Source organism: Staphylococcus sp. ACRSN, from assembly GCF_022346615.1.
In the GTDB taxonomy this organism is placed as follows: Bacteria; Bacillota; Bacilli; order Staphylococcales; family Staphylococcaceae; genus Staphylococcus.
Genome location: NZ_JAKRNS010000015.1, coordinates 19,414 through 38,799, shown reverse-complemented (window position 1 = coordinate 38,799; position 19,386 = coordinate 19,414). Strand labels below are relative to the sequence as shown.

The window sequence follows — 19,386 nt, the reverse complement described above, 5'->3', positions numbered from 1 at the left end:
GAATGCATTATGGCAAAGAAAAGAGTAGCAAGTTTAGAGGAATTTGAACCATTTATTGATAAAACGATTATTATTACAGCTATGGACGGTAAAAAAAGAAAAGGTACATTAATTCAGGTTTATCAATTTTCTATAATGCTTGAAACAAATATTAATACTAAAGAAAATCCTGTGAAAGGCTACATGCTATTTATGAAACATGGGATTAGATCAATAAGCCAAGTTGCAGAATAAAAGTAGCGTATGAGAGGAGGGGCTAACTATGGAAAAGCGTAAGAATATCAGTAATAGTAAAATTAAAAACTTAAGGCACCCCTTTTCAATTTTTTTGGGTCAAAAAGTTATTTTGACGCTTATGGACGGTACTGAGTATAAGGGTGTATTTTTAAAATATAGCATTTTTGAAATTGAAATCGCTACAAATATCGGAACTAAAGAAGAACCGATAAAGGGAGAATTAGTCGTCCACAAAAAGGATATATGTTCAATTGTTGAAAACCATAAGGGATATAGAAGAGAAAAACCTAAGAAAAAGTAGACGTACCCTTTATTAAAATTCTATTTATGAAAATTTTATAAGAGTAAGTGAGGAAAACGTATGAGTACAGGCAATGGTAATATAAAAAATTTTAAAAAGAATGTACCGTATGAACAGATACCTCGTGAGTTGTTACAAGCCTGTGATACTAATAGTAAGCACAACAAAAACCTTTCGCTACAAGCTATAGGACTTTTATGTAATATTCGTAGTTATGCTGAATCGTGGGACTTACATAAAACGGAATTGTATAAACGCTATGCAAAAAATAAAGAGGCTTCTGTAAGGCGAGCGTGGGACGAATTAGTAGCAAATGATTATATCGTACAACTTAAGCGTCGAGAAGGTAATAAATACAAATATATTTATTATGTCACAGTATACCCATTCACTGAAAAAGACATCAAAGAAATCGAGAAAAAAGAAGGGGCAAAAACCGTTAAAGATTTTAGTCCTAAGTCAAAAAAGGCTATAGAACAAGAAAATTTGGACTCTGGGTTTTCAAGACCTCAAATTCAAGACTTGAATTTCAAGACCTCAAAACCCAGAGCTAAGAGAGAACAAATAAAAGATATAACAAATAAAGATATAACAAATGAAAAAAATGGTATGAATGGTGTGAATGATATATATGGAGAAAAAGATGTAGATAATATATTACAAAGTGAATCCCATTCAAACCATTCACAACATGATAACAATACAATAACTTTAGATTTCAATGAGTATATGCGTTTAAAAGAGCATCAAAGAAGTATAGCATCAAGTGAACATGAGGAAGATATAAAATACGCAATATTAGAGCAATTTCCTGAAAGATTAAAACATTATATAATGAATTTCACTTTAACTGAAGTTGAGTTGTTAAAAGATTATATATTAATAGGCAAAACATCATATAATGACAGTGTAGCAGTGGAATATCGTTTGACGATTGAAGATATAGAGTTTGAACTAATCAATATGTTAAAACGGGTAAAACGTAAAATGTATGAGAAACAAGAAACCGTAGAGCAACTAAGAAAATATATTATTAAATCAACAAAAAAAGTTTTCGTGAATGTAGCTGAGGAAAATAAAGAAGAATACATTGACTTTTCTAATATAGATACAACTAAGTTTGAATGAACTACATCATTATTAAAGTAAAGTTGAAGGTATTTGATAATAAAAATGTCATGTGCTATTATGATGGTGTAATAAATGATTTACTGGCTAAAGTTGTTAATGGTTATTGTTTATTAATACTAAACTAATAATTGTTAAAAGAATCATAAGTATTTCATAATCAGTCATGCGATTATTTACTTGCAAGTAAATAAAGGACAACATGCGCTAACATGTCGTCCAAAGAGCCCGTTCGAAAGACGGTAGCTTAGGTAAACTTGATAAATCAAAAAATGACTATCTCATTAAACCTGCTAAAGTTTATATGATGAGATGGTTATTTTTTTTGGCTTAATTTGATAATAGAGATTATCACACCTATAAAAGTTAGTATAAATGTACCAAAACCTAACATTAGGTGTAACATATCTATAATTGATACCAAAAGGCTTCTCCTTTCTAAAGATTAGACTTGAATAAAACATAAGTCATCACTCTCCCTATACTAGGTTAGCCACCATCTATTCAACTTGCTCACACATGTATTATACCATCATGAATATGGAAGTGCAGTGATATCAAATAAATATAAGTTAATCATCAATCATACAAATATAACTTTACATAGGTTATTACCAAATATATAATTAACATAAGTTAATTAGTGGTTGAGGACGGTGACTAATGGAAATAGATATTATTGAAAAAATAGAAAAGCTATTAGATTTAATTCAAGACCCCAATTATCCTCAAATTACAGGATATAAGGTGAGTAAGGAAACAGGTGTAACTGCCGTAGTTATTTCTAAGCTTAATACAGGTAAATCCAAAATAGATAATATATCACTTTCAACTGCACTAGCTTTGTATAATTACATGGAACAATTAGAAAAGGATCAATCCATTTAATCTCATTTTTAGTAGTAAATAATTATAGAAAGGTTTGAGTATATGAAATTGAATAAATCCCAAAGGGAAGTATTAGACAAACAATTTCAAGCGAGTTTTAACGACATAATGTTAGAAGAGGCTTTCAAAAGAGAATACAATGAGGCATATAGAAAAATGGGTTCGGAATTTCTTCAGCAACAAGGGTTTCCAAAGTACGTTGATGTAGATAAAGAAAATGTACTTGATGTTGTTATAACACCTAAAAGTGATACGAATGTTTTCGTTGATTATATTGAAAATGCGAACGTTATTGAAAGTGCAGAAGAATTTGAAGCTGTACGAAATGATGCAGAGTTCTTTATAGAAATTATTCTAAAAAATATAAACCAAACAAAAATAGTTTTTAGAGCTAAAGCCTCTCCTGAAGAATTTTTAGACAGATATCCTACAGAATCATATTTAGCAAAATCAATGGCTAGTAGCTTTTCTAAAAGTGAAATAGAGACTAGGTTAAAAGAATCAAATGAATTCAAAGAAGAGGTAAAAATAGCAGCCTCGGAAGAAGGTTTTGGAAACAATATTAAGTTAACTAATAAGGATTATAGAGTAGAAGATGTTAGACCTAAAGTTAGCTATGATTCATTAGCAGAACGTGTTTTAGATTCAGGATATTTTAATGGTTCGGAAACAGTTAAGTCATTTATAGCTAATCAATTCCATAAATTACTAATACAACAAAGGTTAGTAGATTATACTATTAGGATAACAAGAGACCCACAAGACCAAGAAGAAGAGTAATATAAATATATTAATAAAAGCGAGTTTTTCTCGCTTTTATTTTTTGTCGAAATGTTTACAAATATATAACTTAAATATATAATAAAAATAAGTTTATTAAACTATTTTTAGAAAGGGAGTTAAATAGACATGGCAGAAAATAAAGGGTATTCAGAAAGATATGCTAAAGCATCTAGAATTATCTACAGAATAATGTGGGTAATAGGTATCTTGTTTGCTATATCAGTGCTTATATTTGTAGTTTTAAAACAATTTTTCATAAAAGCTATTAGCTTTTTATTTGATGGAGACCACTGGTATAAAGTTGCTAAAACAATTTTAGATGTAATTAGAAATATAATAGGAACAATAATAGGTTCTGATCCATTTGGAACGGATTGGCTACCTCACACTAATACATGGAGTGAGTCGTTTGCTAATGCTACTACTGATAGTGGGACGAAATGGATGACAATGTTACTTATTTGCTTAGTTATTTTGATAGTCGCATACATAATTACAATGGTTATGCGTCATCATTATGGAGAAATGGCGCCTTTATTAAATGATAGTCAAAGTCGTAAAGTAAAACGTAAAATTATACGTAAAATCGATGTTGGTTACATTAACAGAAGTAATAAAGAAAAAAATAAGCAAAAGGCTACTTTAAGTAAATTTGAAAAGAAAGTAAGACGCCATATTAGACGTAAGTTAAAAGTGCGTATACACACTTTTATACCTGAAGGTTCACCAGTGGCAGTTAAACACTATAACATTAGAATTAGACGAGGGAAGACAACGACTATAACTGAACAAATTACTAAAAAAATTAAAGACTTGCATACAGAATTAACGGATATTACAGATAATGTGAAATTTGATGCACAAAAATTTTCGGAAAACTTTAGGTACTTCATTTTTGAAGGTAGACAAGAAAAAGAACTAAAAGAGGCTAAAAGCGTTATAAAACAAAGGGAAGAAATAAATAATAGTCCATCTCAAAATGTTTCTAGTGATGATAATGATGTGAATAATGGTTATAACTATCCATTAGATATATTGTCAGAAAATCCTAAGACAATAGCAAAACAAACTAAAAAAGCTGAGAAATTTGCTGATAAGAATCAAGGTAAAGTTGATGTGTTATTAGCATCTATGGGTATGCAAGTTGAAGCTAAAAAGCCACGTATATTTAATTCAGCTATAGAATACATTTATGGTACTAGATTCACACAAGCTAGTAAATCATTAGATGAAATAGGTAAAGCATTAGAGCAAGAATTAAGTGTAAAAGATATTAAAGTCGATAAACAAGCAGATAATATGATAATTAATATACCACTACCACAAGATGACCGTATTCCTATTGATGGTGGTAAATTGATTGAAAGAGCATTTTCTGAAGGAATTGAGAATCCAACTCACGCTGTACTCGGTCAGAATGTCGAAAACAATCCTGTAGACTTTTTATTTAGCAAAGGTCCACATACTTTATTAGCAGGAACATCAGGCTCAGGTAAATCTGTAGCAAGTAAATTTACGTTAGCTTCAATGCTAGCGAAAAGTACGCCTGATGAATTATTGATGCAAATCATTGACCCTAAACAAACAGACTTTGTTCCTTTTAATAGATCGCCATTTAATTTAACAGATGTAATTACAGATATAAAAAATGATGTTGTACCATTTTTAAAATATATTGTTTATGTGATGGAAGAAAGATATACAATGCTTAAGAATGCAGGCGGAATGGAAAATATTGAAGAGTATAATGAATGGGCGGTTGAAAACAATAAAGATAAATTACCTTATATAGTAATTTTTATGGACGAGGTTTCGGATATGATGGCACAAATTCAAGACGAAGTTGAATTGGCTATTACAAGATTAGGACAAATGGGACGTGCTAGTGGCATACATTTGATTTTATCTACACAAAGACCATCTAGAGAAGTAATTACTGGATTAATCAAAACAAACTTAGCAACAAGATGGGCAATGAGTGTACGTTCTGACACAGACAGCAGAATCATTTTAGAAGAAAGTGGAGCAGAGAAACTAAATGGTCAAGGAGATATGCTATTTTCACCTCAAGGAACTCAACCTATTAGAGCGCAAGGTGCTAACATTAAGCGTAAACAATTAGAGCAAATATTTGATGCGTTAAATGAGAAATTTGAGAAGCCACCTTCTCCTGACTATCATGCAATCGTTGCAAGAAAAGAAGCAGAAGAAAATGGCGAAGATGAAGAGTCGAATGAAACTTTCAGTGCTATGACTGCACTACAGAGTACAAGATTAGAACAAGATAGTCAGGTAGGTCAACAAAGTATTGAAAACTATGAAGTAAATTCTGATTTAAATAAAAATGATTCAGCTCATACTTTTGAAGAACCAATGAAAAATGACGTGAATGAATCAGAAGAAGATGAAGAAGATGAATTAACAAAAGCTATTAGAAATAGAGAAAAACGTCGAGCAGCAAGAAAAAACAAGAATGAAAGTGACGAAGAAACAGAAGATCAACCTACATTTGAAATTGATACATCTAATTTAGTTAGAGATAAAGATAGATAATATTAATAATTACTACGTAGGGAATGATGTTGATGGGTGTATTAGAAAATGTAGATAGATGGTTAAGACCTTATAGATACCATTTTGAAGATCAAGAAATTAGAGAACATAAGGAACAAAAAAAGCGTAAAAAGAAAAAGTTGAAGAGAAATACTAAACGGATAGTAAGTTTGGAGGAACAAAAGAAAACTAAAGAATTTTTAGCACGTGGTGAAATAGGCGTAAAACTAACTACATTAAATAGTATTTTAAAGAAAGAAAAGGTTTTACAACTATTACAAAGAAGTGGCTATAATCTAGGATATTTCTATCATGATAAAGATTACCATCAATTAGCTATAAAATTTAAAGCTAATTCTAGTTGGAGGTATAAAGAGCGAAACGGAGCGAAGATTAAAAAATTAAAGCCTTTGGTATATCACAAAGACACAAGAACACAAGATAGAACTCACATGATACCAATAGGCTTTCATGGTTCAGAAGATGATGCTCGTTTGTTAGTAGGATTCTCGGCAAAAATTAACAAAGGTGAGTTGAAAAAATTCGAGAATTATATAGCAAATGTGAACGATAGAGAAGAGATATTGTGGTTCATCAATATAGTGAGACAAAAGGACAATACAGCTATATGGCATGCAACTGTATGGGATAAAGACAACAATATAATTGATGACAAAAAATTTCACGATAAATCACAATTTGTTTGGCTATAAAAATTCAAAAATAAGTTTAATCTCCTCTATTTGGGGAGGTTATCTTGTAATCATTATTGAAAAAAGGAGGTTGAAAAATGAACAGAAAACCATATAAACGACACGAGAATCTAGATAAAATGTTAGATTACCTTAAAAAAGATAACAAACAGAATTTTAAAGAATACATGTATGGTTATAAGAAAGTGAAAGATATTTTACAAGAAACTGGTTTACCTAGACATACGTTTTATACAGCCATTAAAGAAATTGATCCTGATATTACAGAACATAAAAATAGTAAAAAACTAAAAGTTTTAAATGATATATATATACAAATTCAACGTAGTATACCATTTGAGTATTTGGAATTTGATGTTGAAAAACTATTTGGTAGGAATAATAAGTATGAGGATTTATCTATAGTAAAAAAAAGAAATGCTGTGATAAATAAACTAAACACTAATGAGTTCGACATAAATAATATAGCAATTATGTCTGAAAAGCGTATTAAAACTTGGTATATAAGACATTGTATTAAAAATGATTTACTTTTGAATCAAGAGACAGGTTATAAAATAGCTAAAAAGTATCAAGTTGTTACCAACACTGTATTTTCAATAAAAAAAGACTTACATCAAAATAAGCCTTTATTAAAAAGTATAGATATCGAACAACAAAATATATTGTTGGAAAATATTGATATTTACAATAAATCTAAAAAAGGGCGCACAGAAAAAGAACTTGCTGAAGAGTATGATTTAAAGGTATGGCTTGTAAAAGTAATAATAAAATATGTAAGAGCTATGATTGCTGAAGTACCTCAAAATTAACTTTTTGAACCAATAAATCGGACATCAAATGATTTACAAATATATATTAAAACTATATAATAAACTTAAGTTAATTATCGTTATGAGGAAGGCGTGCGAGTATGAATGTAGATAGTTTTGTAAAAGCGAACTTAAATATACAAAGGTTAAATAGGTATTTGCATCAAAGCCTAGATATAACACAAAATCATATTGCAATATTAAGTTTGGTTCTTAATAGCCAAAACCAAAGTATGGAGTTACAAACTTTAAATCATATTTTGCAAATAGATAATAGTGTGCTAACTAGACAATTGCAACTATTAGAAAAAAGAGGATATCTTAAAAGGAAAAGACATAAAGGAGATATGAGAAAGGTATCTGTATTTATGTCGGAGCAACAGATGGAAGAAACTTTAGCACTAATGGATTTAATCAATGAATATATCAAAGATTATGAAGTGTAACTGGTGCATATACTTACATAGACTTTGATAGAAAGGGAAGGTGGTACCTTGTTTAAAAAATCGTTTAAAAAAATTAAGTTATATAGTTTGCAAGCAGTACAGGGGTATTCATGGTTAAATAAATTTATAAAGACCAATATATTACCCAATAGATTAGTTTGGTTTTTGATATTTTCAACTGCTTTAGTTCTAGCTTTTGGTTTGGGTCAACACCATAAAAATAAAGAAGAATATATAAAAGCTATGACTGTAAGTGATACAGATCAAGCCCTATCTTTTTCAAAGACTGGAACAAAATTTAATTTACAACAACAAAAGCGAAATAAAGATATGACAATAGTTCCTTTTAAACTTGGAGATAGTGAAAAACAGAGTACAGATGCAAGTGACTACAAAGTTGTTTTAATGCCTGTTATGAAAAAACAATTACCTAGTAATGTGAAATCGTCAATTGTATTTTTTGGTAATTCAGGGGAAGGAGCAATAGCTATTAAAGGAGATTTGCCAAAAGAACCGTTAGTTGTCATTGTGACTAATAATTCTAATTTCTCAACGTCTAATGAAGGTAATGGTACATTAAATATTGAAGGCAAAGAGACAGAAGTTAATTATAATGGTGTTGGTTTTACAATTAATCCGAAAGCGAATAATGTAAAGAAAGATAAGACAATAGATACTGATATGTCTATGTCTGATTTGTACTATACAACATTTGCGAAAAAACAATTAGCTGATATTCGTGAAAATTATGAGAAGTCACAAAATGCTGAAGAAAAATTAAAGAACAAAGAAGCAGCCATTGTGAAAGACATTAAGAAGGCGAATAAAGCATTGAAAAAAGACGAAAACGATATGAATTATGATAACAGCGTAGATACTGATGGAGGAGATTCAACAAGTTCAATTTCCTCAATGGACGAAACTTTAGAAAATACGGATACGAGTAATACTGATATACAAAATAAGCGTAATGATAGCATAGATGATTTAGAAAATATTCAAAGTGATATTAAAACTGAAAATGATACACAAGACGGTCTACAGCTACAAGTTAAACAAGTACAAGACTATACAAAAACAAAAATATTTGATTTGCTTACTATCAATAGCAAAACAGAATTAAGAACAAATGAAGATCCTAAAAAGTAAAATAAAAGGGTGTACTGAATATCAGTACACCCTTTTATTTTACCGCTAGTTAAAGTATTATCTGCTAAATATTATAATTAGAACATTGTATATTGTAGTAACACTTATTAATGTCCATAAAAGCCACCAAATTATAGTTGGAATATGAGTTAATGATTTCAAAGCTGAGCCGTCCCACTCAGCAGCATTTTTACTGAATGTCGTTTTTGTAGTAATAAAAACACTTTGTACAGTTTCACCCAAAAGCAACCCTAACAATGTGTTATATAAGATTGACGTACTATTAGTAATGAGGGGTTGGTGCTGAAAAATAATATTATAACAACAATAGCCTACGATAATTAATAATATTAATGGAATCCATTTTTGTTTAGTTTGAACAAAGTAAAATACCAAAAAGAATATACATAAAAAAAGAAAAATAAAAGTAAACCCTTTATGTACTAGATAGATTCCTAGAAGTAGCATTAAAGGTGGAGCTACGTACCCAAAGAAAGTAATAAATATAAATTTAAATCGATGATTCGCTCTTGTGATTGCATAACCTTGCTTACCCGCTTCTTGTTGCTTTTTATTAGATAAGATCATTCTAATATCATCAACTTGACCGCCGATTAGTTGAGCAGCAAAAGCATGACCAAGTTCGTGTATTAGTACGGGGAAGAAGCTGAATCCAACACTAATTGTACTTAGAATTGGATAATTCCTAAGTTTGTATAGAGCTAAAAAAACTACAGCAATACCTAAAATAATGTATGCGTTCAAGCTTATATTAGAGAAGTTGTTTATTAGTTGTACTAAATAGTAATAATATTCATTAATAATTTCGAGCATCTCCTTATTTCAAATAATCTTCAGCAACAATATAGAAAAGACAAAAAGCGATAATTGCAGTAATGCCACCACTTATTAAAGGACTTTGTGTAAAAAGCTCTACAACAGAATTGATTAAGCCTTGTATATTATTCATTACTATTTTCCTCCTTTAAATTTTGATATTCTTTTTCGATAAGTTCATTAAGAATATTTATATATGACATGTTTTTTTTGAATTTTATTTCCCTTAATTGTTCGTAAGCCTCTTTTGAGATACGTACAGTTTGATAGTTCTCGTTAGGCATATATTCACCGTCCTCTATATTAATAGGTTCAGTATATCACTAAATGTGTAATTGTGTAAAAAGCTACAATTACACAAAATATTATGATACAATGCAAATGAATTAAAAGATAAAATAAATAGTGAATTAGTATATAGACAAATAAATGATTAGAAAATAATTAAACTATTAAGAGAGGATATTAAATATGAAAAACATAAAAAAATATATATTGGGTATAATTTTAATTGGTTTGACCATAGCTCTTGCTGCTTGTGGAAATCAGAATAAAAACGAGGGGGATTACACTGTTAGTGATGTATTAAATTCTAAAAAAACGGTACCTATAATTGTCACAGATAGTAAAGATGAAAGCGAAGAAGATCATGTGGTATGGGCGGGGTATATAGGTCAAGGTAAAGTAAAAGCTATGTTTTTAGATGGTACGAATTATGGATTTGGTTATAAAGATTTAAAAAAATTAAGTGATGAAAAATATAATGAATCTTTAATAGACATGGGAAAAGATTATGAACCAAATCCTTTTAAGTATGTAACTGCTAAAGGTAAAACTGTACTAAAGCCTAACTGGAAATCGGAAGATAATGATGAAGATAAGGCAGAAGCAGTAACATTGAAATTTATGAAAAAAGGTAATGATTCACGCTACGGTGGCGTAAGAGATGCAATGAATAATGCTGTATATTCTAAAATTGTCGAAAAAGAAGACAATGATAAATGGGCAACTATTAAATCTGAACAAGGTGATTCAGATACAAGTGGTTACGAAATGCATATTAAGTTAGGTGAAGGTAAAGAGAATAACTTAAAATTAGAAGATGTAAAAGAAACTAAAAAGAAATATAATAACATAGAAGTTGATAATAACAGTTATAATTAAGAAAAATACAGAAACGGAATGCAAGTTTTGCATTCCGTTTCTGTATTTTTAATGCGCATTAATATCAATACTTATAAATTCTCATCAAGTTTTAACTTTTCTTCGGCTTTATATAGAATACTTTTGAAGTCTACATCATAATAGTTAGCTATTTTTAAATAAGTTACTAAAGAAGTGGTTTCTTTTTTTCCATTTTCTATATTAGACAGATATGAAGCTGGAAAACCTAAATCAAATGCTACTTTATCTTGCCTTAATTTTTGTAAGTTTCTTTGATGTTTCAACTCTAAACAAATATATTTATGGAGTTTTAGTAACTCATTATTTGATTTCATAATAATTAGCCCTTTCAATACTTTAACTTCTATATAATTATATTAAAAAAAGACTATTTAAATAATATCTCATAAGACAAAAAATTATCTCATAGGATATATTTATCTTTGATGTGGAATAGTTTAATGGTACTATAATTGTATATAAAAAGCGTTTACTTCCGGCAAGAAGTAAACGCTTATAGGTAATAAATCGGTTATTCGTGATAGTACCGATCTCAATAATAAAAATATTGTAGATTTTTATTTATTGTTTTTGAGTTGAATTTGTACGTTTATTATAACCATGAAAGAATATACTTTCAAGTTTAAAATTTAACCTCAGACTCTAATAAAATGTAACTGATTTATTACCTCTAACCAATATATAAGGAAAGAGGTTTTTATTATGTCGATAATTAAAAATATTAGTGGAGAAAGACCATACGAAATTATACCGAGAGAGTTGTTGCAGCAATGCGATAAAAACCGCAATAACTCTAATAGTAAACCACTATCATTGCAAGCTATCGGTTTATTATGTAATTTGCAAAGTTATCCTGAGTCATGGGAAATCCATAAAACTGAATTATACAATCGCTACGAAAAAAATGGACGCAGACAAATTCAAAATGCTTGGAACGAACTGGTTGATGCTAGATATATTATTCAATTTAAGGTATATGAAGATAATAAATTAGAATACTACTACTACTTTAGTACAAGTGAAATAACAGATGAGCAAATAGAGGAATTAGAAGAATATCATAGTTCTGAAAAATCAGAAAGGTTTGATTCAAAGCCTAAAGAACCTACTGTACAAAATGAACAGTACAGCAATGACGCAGAAAATCCTACTGTACAATCTGTACAGTACAATTCGTACAGTACAGAAGTGAACAGTACAAAATGTACAGATAATATAATACACAATCAATATAATACACAACAAGATATCACACATGAAGAGACTACACACAACTACAAAGAAAAAGATGTATGTAGTAGTAATAAAGTTGAATTAACAAGATATATTGAAGATGAATTAAACATAAAAATGAACAAAAAATACAAAGAAACAATATGTACGCTATCAGAAAGTTTTAGTAGCGATATGATTATGTATGCAATAGACCATACAGCGGTTAACGCAACAAATGCTAAAGTGTACTTGAAAACTATATTAGAAAATTGGATTAGAGATAGTATATCAACCTTAGAAGATGCGAAAAATTATCTAGGTCAGAATGTAAAAGTGACTAATAATTCACGAGAGTTAACTCCCAAATGGCTAAAGAAGAATAGTCCGATGGAAGACAGAATAAAAAATAATAATGAAAAAGTCTCAGAAATTGAAATACAAAAGTTCAAGGATCAATTGAAAAAGAGATGGAGTTCAAATCAAGACATAGAATAAATTTGAAATACTGTCACAAGGGCATTTTCAATAAAAAAATAAGGTGAAAATTAATGGTATTTTTTCTTAATTTCGTATCGTTGCAATACGAAATATGTTATAATTAGAATAAGAAAGGGTGTTATAAATGGCTGAGAAAACAATAAAAATAGTACTTGAAGATGAAGTAGTTGAATATACATTAGAAGAAAATAAAAGTTTGGTTATAGAAATCCAAAATATAGCAGATCAATTGAAAATTAATAAAAAAGAAAAATTGGATAGGCTGTCGAATAACTTTGAGAAAATACAATTTAAGAAACCGAGTAATGTATTAGGTGATTCAAGTTACTCTCCTAAACCTCATGAATCATCTATATATGAAATTCTTAATAAGAAGTCGAAAGAAGAGTTAGAACAATCAAATAGTGATGAAGAAAGTAAAGATGTTGTAGATAATGAGGAAAATACAAATAAGACTAAAACATTATCTCAATCACTTAAAGATGTTCAAAGTGGTGACGTAAATGAATTAAAAGATAGTAAACTTTTTGAAAGTACAGTGAGTGAATTGTACAAAGAATTAAACAATAACGGCAACGAAACAACAGTTTAAGAAAGGGGCTTTATATATGGTTAATCTTGATAATTACCCTTTATTAAAAGAATATGCGACCGAGATGGCTGAAAATTTTAAGTATGAATCTTTGGGCGTAGATGGAAAGATGAAAGAAATATATTCGGTTTTAAATCAAAGACGAATGAAAAGTATGATAATAATCGGAGAACCAGGTGTTGGTAAAACCAATGTTATTGAAACGCTAGCAAAGCATACTCAGAAAGAGTCTGATGGTTTTATATTCTTTTCAATCGATTTAGATGTTATGGGCGGTCAAGGTAATAATGAATTTGGTAAAAATATTAAAGGTATAGTTAAAGAAGCTATTGAACTTGATGAAAATTCGAGTAGCGATGTAGTACTATTTATTGATGAATTCCATAAAGTTGGTATGGAAGGGTATGAGGCTGGTCTAGATGCTTTCAAAACAGTTCTAGCTCGTGGTCAGATAAGGTTAATTGGTGCGACAACAAACGAAGAATATACAATACATGTAGAGAAAAACCAAGCTTTGACCGAACGTTTAGAACTTGTAACAATCGACGAGTTACCTGACGACATTGTAAAAACAATTTTGAAAGATATGTGGAAAAAAGAATTAGGAGACATAGAGCCTGTTAATGATAAGTTAATTGACAAGATTGTTGAATATGGAAAATATATGCCTTCTAATTCCAATCCTCGTAAATCTATTAGATTGTTAGACCGTATGATAGGAATATACACAACGCAAAATGTAGCAATGAATGAGGCACTGTTAGACAAAGTTGTTTATGAAAGGTCGGGAGTTAATACAAAAATGAGACCTGATATAGACAAAATTGAACAAGAGTTAAAAGATAATATTAAAGGTCAAGACCAAGCGATAAAGGTATTGATTGACAGTTTACATGTTGCTATGGCTGGTTTGAACCCTCCCAACGCCCCTATGGGCTCATATATTTTTATGGGACCAACTGGTGTTGGTAAAACATTAACAGCTAAAATTTTAGCAAAAGGTTTATTCGGTAGTGAAGAAGCTATGTTGAGATACGACATGTCTGAATATCAAGGAGAAGGAGCAGTAGAAAGATGGCAAAAAGATGCCTCAGAAGATATAGGTAGAAAACCATATTCTATAATTCTTTGTGACGAAGGTGAAAAGTCTAATAGAGGTGTATTAGACCTACTACTACAAATCACATCTGATGGTCGATTGAAAAATAAATATGGAAGACCAGTTACATTTAAAAATGCATATATTATAATTACAACGAATATAGGGTTTACTGTTATCGAAGAAAATAGGACTTTAGGAACTAAGGTTAGTGATGGTGCTTATGATACAGAAAAAGCGAAAAAAATCCTTCAAAGTGAAGATGGTCGTAATGGTTTTAGACCAGAGCTAGTCAATCGTATGAATGGCATTATATCTTTTAATCCTCTTGAAAAAGACGTAAGAAAACAAATTGTGGAAAAGGAATTAAAAGATTTTAAACAATATTTACAAAGTGAAGAAAAGATAATTTTAGAATACGGAGATAGAGTGATCAAATACTTATATGATGAAGATATCTCAGATGCAACTTCTGCAGGGGGCGGTAGAGATATAAATAACCGTATAAGAAACTATCTATATGTAAGCGTAGCAAAGGTTATTAATAAATATTTGTTTGATAGCGACCGTAAATTGTGCAGAGTAAAAGTTGAACCATTAGGAGAGTTAGTTAGTGAAAGACCTGACAAGCGTATAAGTACTGCTGAACTGAAAGTTTTAGAATATGATGTAATTAATAAAGACGGAAGATTAGAAAAATACACAGGACAATTCCATGAAAACGTCAAAAGATCATATGATGCATTAGATGAAAAAGCGAACGTATCATATGAAATTATTAATGTTTGAATCTAATAAAGACAAAACGTGATAAAAATAGTAATATGTAACAAGTGCAATGGAAATAAAAAAACAAAAAGTTGTGTAATTGATAGGTGGTTATGTGAATGGGACAAAAAATACCTAAATATATATTAGTATTCATACTTACGGTGTTAGTATCGGTATTTGTTAGTGGACATGACACATATGCTGATAGTATTGATGATGATACTTCATTAAAGGGTATGTACGACAAGTTTTCAGGTAAAAAGAAACTTGATGATATGGTTGAAAAAACGAAGGAAGATGCAGACCCTTCATACAAGGCAAAGAAAAAAGCTCAAAAAACAAAAGAAGCTAAAGGAAAATCTTACGCTACAATATTATTTAAAGACTCTAAGAAAAATCAAAAAATAATGTACTATAATGATCAAACAGGAGCTAAAACAGATACAGTAGAGTCTAAAATTAATAAATACACTGGCGATGAAAACGAAGCTAAAAATTATGCTAGTTTTTTATTTGGTTTAAATCATTGGAATTTATACAATGTATCTTCAACGCAACAAGACACCATTTTGAGTTGGTTAGGAGCCATAATTAAAGGGGGATATGGTTCTATACTATTAGGGTGTTTTTATCTATTGAGTGGCTTGGAATCATTGAAAGATTTGTTTGCCAATTTAATTGACTACTTAAATATATGGAAACATATTACGAATGGCGGAAATATTCCAGATAGCGACCCGCTTCATATCTTAAATCCCGTAATAAACATATACAACAAACTAACAGTATTCTTCAAAGTTTTGTTATGTGTATTTATGGCTTGGGTAGCGTTTAGGTTAGCAACTGGATTTGGGAAAGCTAAAAATAGATCGAGTTACTTCAAAAGTAATGGAATGAGAGTGTTACTTGCGTTCGTATCGATGGCACTAGCAACTACATTTGCAAGTTTATCATTAGGTGTAGCTGCTGATATGTTGAAGGATAGTAAAGGTGCTAGTACAAGTGCTGTTGAAAAAATACCAAGAGGAATGATTATTGATACTCGTCAATATATAGATAACAGTTTAACTAATGTTAAAGGTAAAAAAGGAGCTGAAGGGACAAATGATGGTTACGTATTAAACCATGATAAAGGATTCCCTAAAACATCTGATGAAGTATATAATAATTTACCGACAAAAGAGTTGGTTGAGTATATGAATACAGATGACAGCGAAAAAATAGCTGAAAAGCTAGATGGTAAAAGCCTTTTATCAAACTGGTCTTATTCTAATACTCTTAATGCTAATGATATAAGTACAATGTACAAGTTAAACACAGAAGCCAAAAAAGAAAATAATATGAATTTCTTAGCGTTCAAGTTAGACCCACAAGAAGATGGTGTAAAAGTAACTGGTGGGAAAGAATTTTTTGGTACTGAATTGAAAGATGCAGAAGTAAGCTCGGCAAGCTTGGCGGGTAATAGTGGTTTTGGTGTGTTTTTAAACGCACTTAAAATGGGCGCTATTATATTAACTATTACAGCAGTAGTAGTGACATTGTATTTAGCAATTTTTACTGGTGTAATCAACGCACTAAAAGATTTCTTTGTTAATGTCAGTTTCTCACAAATGGGAGCATATCAAGCATTCTTTGGAATTATTGTTACAGCAGTTATGTTGATATTAGGCATAGGTATGACAGTATTTTTAATACAGCTATACCCTAATATCGTTCTATACTTAGATGAACAATTTACTAATCAACTTAATAAATATGACTTTGATGGTCAATTGAAACAATTGCTACAGACAGGTGTAACCATTTTTGTATTATGGTATTCTACAAAATTAGTATATAAAGTAAGAAAAGGTGTTATGACCTTTGTGAGTGAATGGTTCTCACGTTTACTTGATACTATGAATCCTGAAGGTTCTATAAGTGGTTCGCGTGCGGATAAACAAGCTTTAGAAAATGCGATGGGTAGTCATTTATATGGACAGGAAGCAGCAGAAAACGTGGCAGACGATCCTTATGGCTCAGCATCAGGATTTGCTAAAGGTGCAGTGCAAAGTGTTAAAGATTTAAAAAATAAAGAGAATGAAAAAGAACAAAGTGTACGAGATTTAATGAATGAAAAAGATGGCGAAGGTGAAAATGGTAAAACCGCTTCTCAATTTTCAGGTAGAGTTAGTGGCAATGAAGTTGGAGAGAACGATGCTGATGCTCAAAGTGAAGAACTAGAAAAAGACATCAATGAAGGTATAGAAAACTTAGAGAATAAATCAGAACAAGGCGTTGCTAATAATTTACAAGAGCAAGAGAGAAGTATCGCTAATGCTAATAGTGAGTTTGAAAAACTTAATGGCAGACAAGAAGAATTACAGAATGCAAAAGATGATTTAGCTGAGTTGCAAAGAGAAGGTGCTCCACAAGATGAAATATCAGCGGCAGAGAAACGTGTGGCAGATGCAGAAAAAGCTTATAACGATCAACTTGGTAAGTCACAAGAAGCTGCTAGAGTTTTATCAAGAAGTGGTGCAAGTATTGAAGACATAGGTCAAAGTAAAGCACAAGCTATGCAAGATTATCATGAGGCAAGTGATGAAATTGAAACGTCAGAACAAAAACTAGCTGACTTAAATGCAGAGCGAGAAGAAATGGAAGCATTTGGTGCAACACAGCCACAGCTCGATAAGATGGATAAAAGAATTAATCAGGTCAAAGATAATTTGGCAATGGGTCAAAATAGACAAAAATTAGCTCAGAAAGCATATGAGGCTAATGTGAATAATCCAATTGCCGAGAAAGAAGCTAGAAATGGATTGCTTAGTGCTCAAGAAGGTCAAGTATCAGCAGAAAGAGAATATCAACAAGCAATGCAAAACGGCAACTTGACGACTGAAGAGATAACAACATTACAAAAAGCAGCTTCATCATTAAGTGAAGAAGTAGGCAGTATGAAAAATGAAGTTGATAATCAAATTGTAAGTGGAGAAGCAAAACAAAGAGCTGTAAAAACATTGAAAAATAATAATGGAGCAGCATTCACCAATCACGATTATCAAACGCAACAACAAGAAATGCAAAGAGCTGAACAAAATGTAAGTCAATTACAAGAAGAATATGACAATGCAATCTCTAGTCGTAATCCAAATCGTGACCATATTGCTGAACTAGGACGTACAATCACTACAGCTAAGAGAACATATGACAACATCAAAGTTGCAAGTCATGCAATGAATACAGGAGCAAATGTAAATAACGCTATTAAGTCACAAGAGCAAGTAATTAAACAAGCTTATAACGAAAAAGTAAATGCAGAACAAAGAATGAGAGATATACAATCGCAAGCTAGCTCAGGTGTGGTTACAGATAGAACTCAAATTAAAGAAGTGGAATCCCAAGTTCAACAAACCGCTTCAGCCTACAGTAACGCAAGTCGTGTAATGGCAGGATTACAAGCAGTTAAATCAGTTGGTAGAATTAAGGTTCCGCAAGAAGAATTAGGTAATATCGAAAGTAGCACAAGCAATGAACTGAAAACACTATATGACAAGCAACAAAGCATAGGAAATGTTCAAAGTACAGTTGGTAAGCTAGATAGTGGTGGCACAGCAGATATTAAAGAAACGCACGCATTATCACAATTCCAAAAAGAAGCTAGACGCAAAGCATCTGAAAAAGTTAAAGAAGCAAATGATAGATATAAAGACTTACAACAAAAGATTGCTAAGCTAAGAAAAGCAGGGCAAAGTGGTGTAGCTGTAGAGCCACAAATAAATAGATATAAAGCAAGTTTAAGAGAAACCAAAGCACAACTAGATAGAGCTAAAAATAAAGAGGCGTTTATATCATCACAAGGATTCAATATTAATAGTATTGGTAATACTATGAAAGACAATATCATTGAATCTAAAGCCAAAATGCAAGAAGCTTCAGAAACAGTAATTGAACGTCAAAACAAACACGAAAACATATTAAAAACTGGTGGTAATAATAGCGAGCAATTAGAAAAATATAAACAGCAAATTGAGAAAGATAAGCAGGCGTCAGAGACTAACCTACAACAGTTAATAAGAGAGCGCTCAGAAAGAGCATCAAAGGCAAAGAAAGACTTAAATAATTAAATATTAATCAATTTCCGTATTGTAACGATACGGAAATATTGATATAATATAAATAAGGATAAACTCGAAA

The 19,386-nt window shown here is 30.6% G+C and carries 20 protein-coding genes; 15 read left to right on the top strand and 5 right to left on the bottom strand.

The genetic code is table 11. The features are described 5' to 3' along the window. The first annotated feature begins 9 nt into the window (after window positions 1–9). The 3 genes from MHZ36_RS12835 to MHZ36_RS12825 are packed head-to-tail and all read left to right on the top strand — an operon-like array spanning window position 10 to window position 1,666. Window positions 10–234 (top strand): hypothetical protein, encoded by a 225-nt coding sequence (locus MHZ36_RS12835; protein WP_239232108.1) that lies wholly within the window; start codon window positions 10–12, stop codon window positions 232–234. A 28-nt stretch (window positions 235–262) separates the two neighbouring features. After that, window positions 263–538, top strand: coding sequence for a hypothetical protein (locus MHZ36_RS12830; protein WP_147614260.1), 276 nt, complete (start codon window positions 263–265; stop codon window positions 536–538). 60 nt (window positions 539–598) lie between these two features. Beyond that, window positions 599–1,666, top strand: coding sequence for a hypothetical protein (locus tag MHZ36_RS12825; RefSeq protein ID WP_147614261.1), 1,068 nt, complete (start codon window positions 599–601; stop codon window positions 1,664–1,666). Between the two features lie 316 nt (window positions 1,667–1,982). Here MHZ36_RS12825 and MHZ36_RS12820 read toward each other — a convergent pair whose 3' ends face one another. Then, a complete protein-coding gene (locus tag MHZ36_RS12820) occupies window positions 1,983–2,072 on the bottom strand; it encodes a putative holin-like toxin (protein WP_275432214.1) in 90 nt (29 codons plus the stop codon). A 257-nt stretch (window positions 2,073–2,329) separates the two neighbouring features. On the opposite strand from MHZ36_RS12820, the gene MHZ36_RS12815 reads away from it, so the two are divergent. The 7 genes from MHZ36_RS12815 to MHZ36_RS12785 all read left to right on the top strand — a co-directional run bounded on the left by MHZ36_RS12815 (window position 2,330) and on the right by MHZ36_RS12785 (window position 9,010). Continuing rightward, entirely contained in the window at window positions 2,330–2,554 is a 225-nt protein-coding gene (locus MHZ36_RS12815) for a hypothetical protein (protein WP_239232107.1), read from the top strand. 42 nt (window positions 2,555–2,596) lie between these two features. After that, window positions 2,597–3,334: a hypothetical protein gene (locus MHZ36_RS12810; RefSeq protein WP_239232106.1), complete on the top strand. Its 738-nt coding sequence runs from the start codon at window positions 2,597–2,599 to the stop codon at window positions 3,332–3,334. A 129-nt stretch (window positions 3,335–3,463) separates the two neighbouring features. Then, on the top strand, window positions 3,464–5,890 hold the full coding sequence (locus MHZ36_RS12805) for an FtsK/SpoIIIE domain-containing protein (protein WP_239232105.1): 2,427 nt from the start codon (window positions 3,464–3,466) through the stop codon (window positions 5,888–5,890). Between the two features lie 32 nt (window positions 5,891–5,922). Next, on the top strand, window positions 5,923–6,603 hold the full coding sequence (locus MHZ36_RS12800) for a hypothetical protein (protein ID WP_147614265.1): 681 nt from the start codon (window positions 5,923–5,925) through the stop codon (window positions 6,601–6,603). A gap of 77 nt (window positions 6,604–6,680) precedes the next feature. After that, the gene (locus MHZ36_RS12795) at window positions 6,681–7,415 is read left to right on the top strand and encodes a hypothetical protein (protein WP_147614266.1); all 735 of its coding nucleotides are present in this window, start codon (window positions 6,681–6,683) and stop codon (window positions 7,413–7,415) included. A gap of 101 nt (window positions 7,416–7,516) precedes the next feature. Beyond that, window positions 7,517–7,861 carry a transcriptional regulator, SarA/Rot family gene (locus tag MHZ36_RS12790; protein WP_147614267.1) on the top strand — a complete coding sequence of 115 codons (345 nt, stop codon included), beginning with the start codon at window positions 7,517–7,519 and terminating at the stop codon, window positions 7,859–7,861. 48 nt (window positions 7,862–7,909) lie between these two features. Continuing rightward, window positions 7,910–9,010, top strand: coding sequence for a hypothetical protein (locus MHZ36_RS12785; protein WP_239232104.1), 1,101 nt, complete (start codon window positions 7,910–7,912; stop codon window positions 9,008–9,010). Between the two features lie 57 nt (window positions 9,011–9,067). Here MHZ36_RS12785 and MHZ36_RS12780 read toward each other — a convergent pair whose 3' ends face one another. Genes MHZ36_RS12780 through MHZ36_RS12775 form a run of 3 tightly spaced genes read right to left on the bottom strand, consistent with a single transcriptional unit; the run spans window position 9,068 to window position 10,131 of the window. Further along, complete coding sequence (locus MHZ36_RS12780; protein WP_239232102.1) at window positions 9,068–9,844, bottom strand: M50 family metallopeptidase; 777 nt, start codon at window positions 9,842–9,844, stop codon at window positions 9,068–9,070. 4 nt (window positions 9,845–9,848) lie between these two features. After that, window positions 9,849–9,980, bottom strand: a complete 132-nt coding sequence (locus MHZ36_RS14340) for a hypothetical protein (protein WP_261793568.1) — start codon at window positions 9,978–9,980, stop codon at window positions 9,849–9,851. Continuing rightward, a complete protein-coding gene (locus tag MHZ36_RS12775) occupies window positions 9,973–10,131 on the bottom strand; it encodes a hypothetical protein (RefSeq protein ID WP_187115047.1) in 159 nt (52 codons plus the stop codon). The genes MHZ36_RS14340 and MHZ36_RS12775 overlap by 8 nt, the downstream gene beginning before the upstream one ends. A 187-nt stretch (window positions 10,132–10,318) precedes the next feature. On the opposite strand from MHZ36_RS12775, the gene MHZ36_RS12770 reads away from it, so the two are divergent. Beyond that, the gene (locus MHZ36_RS12770) at window positions 10,319–11,011 is read left to right on the top strand and encodes a hypothetical protein (protein ID WP_239232100.1); all 693 of its coding nucleotides are present in this window, start codon (window positions 10,319–10,321) and stop codon (window positions 11,009–11,011) included. Between the two features lie 71 nt (window positions 11,012–11,082). Here MHZ36_RS12770 and MHZ36_RS12765 read toward each other — a convergent pair whose 3' ends face one another. After that, window positions 11,083–11,346, bottom strand: a complete 264-nt coding sequence (locus MHZ36_RS12765) for a helix-turn-helix domain-containing protein (protein ID WP_239232098.1) — start codon at window positions 11,344–11,346, stop codon at window positions 11,083–11,085. Between the two features lie 388 nt (window positions 11,347–11,734). Between MHZ36_RS12765 and MHZ36_RS12760 the strand changes: the two genes are divergently transcribed. The 4 genes from MHZ36_RS12760 to MHZ36_RS12745 all read left to right on the top strand — a co-directional run bounded on the left by MHZ36_RS12760 (window position 11,735) and on the right by MHZ36_RS12745 (window position 19,316). Next, complete coding sequence (locus MHZ36_RS12760) at window positions 11,735–12,742, top strand: DnaD domain-containing protein (protein WP_239232096.1); 1,008 nt, start codon at window positions 11,735–11,737, stop codon at window positions 12,740–12,742. Window positions 12,743–12,869: 127 nt separating this feature from the next. Continuing rightward, window positions 12,870–13,337: a hypothetical protein gene (locus tag MHZ36_RS12755; RefSeq protein ID WP_239232094.1), complete on the top strand. Its 468-nt coding sequence runs from the start codon at window positions 12,870–12,872 to the stop codon at window positions 13,335–13,337. Between the two features lie 16 nt (window positions 13,338–13,353). Further along, entirely contained in the window at window positions 13,354–15,225 is a 1,872-nt protein-coding gene (locus MHZ36_RS12750; protein ID WP_239232092.1) for an AAA family ATPase, read from the top strand. Window positions 15,226–15,323: 98 nt separating this feature from the next. Then, window positions 15,324–19,316 (top strand): coiled-coil domain-containing protein, encoded by a 3,993-nt coding sequence (locus MHZ36_RS12745; RefSeq protein ID WP_239232090.1) that lies wholly within the window; start codon window positions 15,324–15,326, stop codon window positions 19,314–19,316. Window positions 19,317–19,386 lie beyond the last annotated feature (70 nt).